The following is a 3,076-nucleotide window of genomic DNA, read 5'->3' as shown; positions in this document are numbered from 1 at the left end:
CGAGAGGCAACCTCAAGGATATCCATCGCCTTGGAGATTTTCGCGGCGTAGTAAACGCCGTCCTCGGTCAAGCCGATCTGCCTGCCAGCACGCTCGAATAGCTGTAGTTCCAAATGCTCTTCCAGCCCCTTGATCATGCGGCTGACGGCGCTTTGCGTCACGTTCTGTCTGACGTCAGCACCTATGGGTCCAAGCACGGCAGTTTATTCATAAAGTGGATTTGTCTCACCGTAGGCTTTGAGGAGTGGAAGATGAGAAACACAACGGTAGGCTCGCGCCCGCAGAAAACTAAGCGACATACCGATGGTGACGGAGTAGCGCGGCGTCGCGAGGTTCAGAGAGCGGCGGTTGTGGGTCTTCCTTCCCGCAGGTAGCCCAAGCCTGAAACACGCTCCTCCGAAAAAGGGATCGGTGACTGCCCGTCATTTGTGCTTGCCACCATCGTTGACTGTGCATTTGTTGGATGGTCCGCCTTTTGTAGGCAGGAGAATTGGCGCGGGGTGATATTATCCGTTATCATCTGGTGGAAAGGCACCTTTTCCCACCTTCAGGAGGATTTGGCGATGCAACATTGGCTCCGGCTTGCATTTGCTTGCGCATTTCTTCCCAGCCTTGCTGGCGCAGAGCCGTTGCCCGCACTGAATCTCGACCCCAAAGCAACAACCGTGTCCGGGCTGTCAAGCGGAGCGTTTATGGCCGTGCAGCTTCAGGTCGCGTTCTCGAGCCGCGTATCGGGGGCGGGCATTGTGGCGGGTGGGCCATATGATTGCGCCGATCATTCGCTATGGCGCGCACTTTATGTGTGCATGGATCCGTTTTTTATCGGACCTGACCCGGACAGTTCCATTGAATCCATTGAGGCGCTGGCGTCAGAGAACCTTATAGATCCAATCCAGGATGTCTCGCCTGACAGAATTTATCTGTTTCATGGCGAGGCTGATGACACTGTGGCGCGATCAACGATGGACGTATTGCGTCAAACATATGCCTTGCTGGGCGTGACAGCTGGAAACCTGACCTATGTGACCGAGGTCGATGCGGGACACGGGTTTGTCACCGAACAGGGGTCGGTGAGCTGCGATGCGACGCGTCCCGATTTTCTGATTGATTGTGATTTTGATCAGGCCGGTGACATTCTGAACCAGCTGTACGCAGATTTGTCACGTCCAGTCGCGCCAAGAGCGGAAGGCTTCGTGACCTTTGATCAGGGCCAGTACACTAACGGTGCCGCGGGCATGGACTCTATTGCTTTCGTCTATATTCCGGCTGACTGCGCCGAGGGCGAAATCTGCCGCCTGCACATCGCGTTGCACGGCTGCAAGCAGGGGCGACAGGTTCTCGGTGAGAACTATGCCCGGTTGACGGGCTACAACCAATGGGCCGAGGCAAACAAGATCGTCGTGCTCTACCCGCAGGCCGTCAGGATACCTTCGCCCTGGTACAACTGGTTTGCTGGAAATCCGAATGGATGCTGGGATTGGTGGGGCTATTCCGGGCCGGACTATTTGAGCCGAAACGCCCCACAGCTTTCCGCCATAGCACGGATGGCAGCCGCTATTGGCGCGCCACTACAGCAATGACGTCTTTCTCCTTTTTGCCGGCATTGCTGACCGATTAACAAATCGTCACTTTGTCTGCAGCCCGAGTTCCTGCACCTTGAGATTTTGCGCCGAGCGCGAGGTCTGCAGTGCCGAACCTCATACCCAGCACGAAAGCCAGACAAGCTGAACCGAAGTGAGGGATCAAGCCGAGCAGCGGACCGGCTTGTTAGACAAGGTGGCAACGAAAGGCCCCTACGCAATCGCGTTAAGGCAATGCACAATTCATCGTATTTGCGCCAAGTGAACCACTCGCAGAGAACTTAGTTCGAGATACAAACTGGGTTGGAAAAAAATCATCTTGATCCCATATCTTTTTTATTTTACAAATTAGTAAGCAAAATCAAAGGTTTAGCATGACATCCTACCACCCCAGCCATGAATCCAGAAAAATACAATGAAATCAAAGGGCAAGACCTGCCTGACACACGCGAAGTGTCACAGTCTCAGCAAGCTGTGACACATGGTGTGACACATGCCTGTCGAAAACCGGGCTATGGGCCCCGCCCGCGACTCCCTCACTCGGCCGGTCCCTACCTCATGCGTCGTGGCCGAATCTTCTACTTTCGCAAACGGCTTCCGCGTGCCGGATCAAACCGCCCATCCAAACTTTTTCTCTGTCTGTCGTTGCGAACCGACCTCCCGCTCGACGCCGTGAAGCGCACTGCCGCGCTGCTCACGGTCTACGAGCGAGAGGAAAAGATGATCGTGGACGGATTTAAGACAGGCACATTGTCCCAGGCCGAGGCCAAAACCGTGCTGACCGAAATGCTGCGCGCCGAACTGGCGCGCATTCTGGAACAGCAAACATCCGCAGAGCCGGTTGACGATTATCAACTCGACGCGCGGATCGAAGCACTGGAGAAAGAAAACCGCTCCCTGCGCCGCGCCGCGCGCCAGCAGGATTGGTCGAGCCTCCAGTCACTGCTTTTCAAAGCCAGTCAGGTTGTGGGCGCGCAACTGCCCGAGGCGCTATCGCCTGACTTTGGGCGCCAGGCGATATCGCTGAAGAAACGCTTGAACGACGTCGAGATGGATGCCCTCGATGGGGACGATGTCAGGAATGCAAGTCGCACGCTACGTGCCGAAGAGGGGATCGAGGATTTTGATGCTTTCGTGCAGGCCCCGGTGTCTTTGTCCCGATCATGGGAACATGCGCTTGTTCGCCATCCCTCGCCCTCCATGAAAGCCAATATCGACGCGATCGGCAAGCTGGCCGTGGAGTACTTCGGCGACATTCCGGTCACCGCCCTTACGATGGATCGGCAGAAGGGTTTCTTCGCCTGGATGGCCCGTTTGCCAAAATCCAACGGCAAAGCGCATGGCAAGAACCGGTTCTGTTCCGAGGGATGCCAGATGTGAATCCCGGAGACAAAATGTCCACAGAAACGGTCTGATGATCTGACCGTCGCGGAGTAAAATTCCGCAGTCTGACACCTGAAGCTGCTGAGCGGAGGGTGGGGAGATGTATTCTGTGG

At 55.8% G+C, this 3,076-nt stretch carries 3 protein-coding genes; 2 read left to right on the top strand and 1 reads right to left on the bottom strand.

From position 1 onward, the window contains the following. Window positions 1-197: LysR family transcriptional regulator (locus tag EDD52_RS24335; protein WP_279389296.1), on the bottom strand; the 197-nt coding region annotated here is incomplete at its 3' end. A gap of 366 nt (window positions 198-563) precedes the next feature. Here EDD52_RS24335 and EDD52_RS23410 point away from each other — a divergent pair. Both EDD52_RS23410 and EDD52_RS23405 read left to right on the top strand, forming a co-directional pair. After that, window positions 564-1,580, top strand: a complete 1,017-nt coding sequence (locus EDD52_RS23410; protein WP_132249008.1) for an extracellular catalytic domain type 2 short-chain-length polyhydroxyalkanoate depolymerase — start codon at window positions 564-566, stop codon at window positions 1,578-1,580. Window positions 1,581-2,252: 672 nt separating this feature from the next. Beyond that, complete coding sequence (locus EDD52_RS23405; RefSeq protein ID WP_132249007.1) at window positions 2,253-2,960, top strand: hypothetical protein; 708 nt, start codon at window positions 2,253-2,255, stop codon at window positions 2,958-2,960. Window positions 2,961-3,076 lie beyond the last annotated feature (116 nt).

Source organism: Primorskyibacter sedentarius (assembly GCF_004342065.1).
Lineage (GTDB): Bacteria > Pseudomonadota > Alphaproteobacteria > Rhodobacterales > Rhodobacteraceae > Primorskyibacter > Primorskyibacter sedentarius.
The sequence above is the reverse complement of the archived record's forward strand: the minus strand, read 5'-3'. Positions and strand labels throughout refer to the sequence as shown.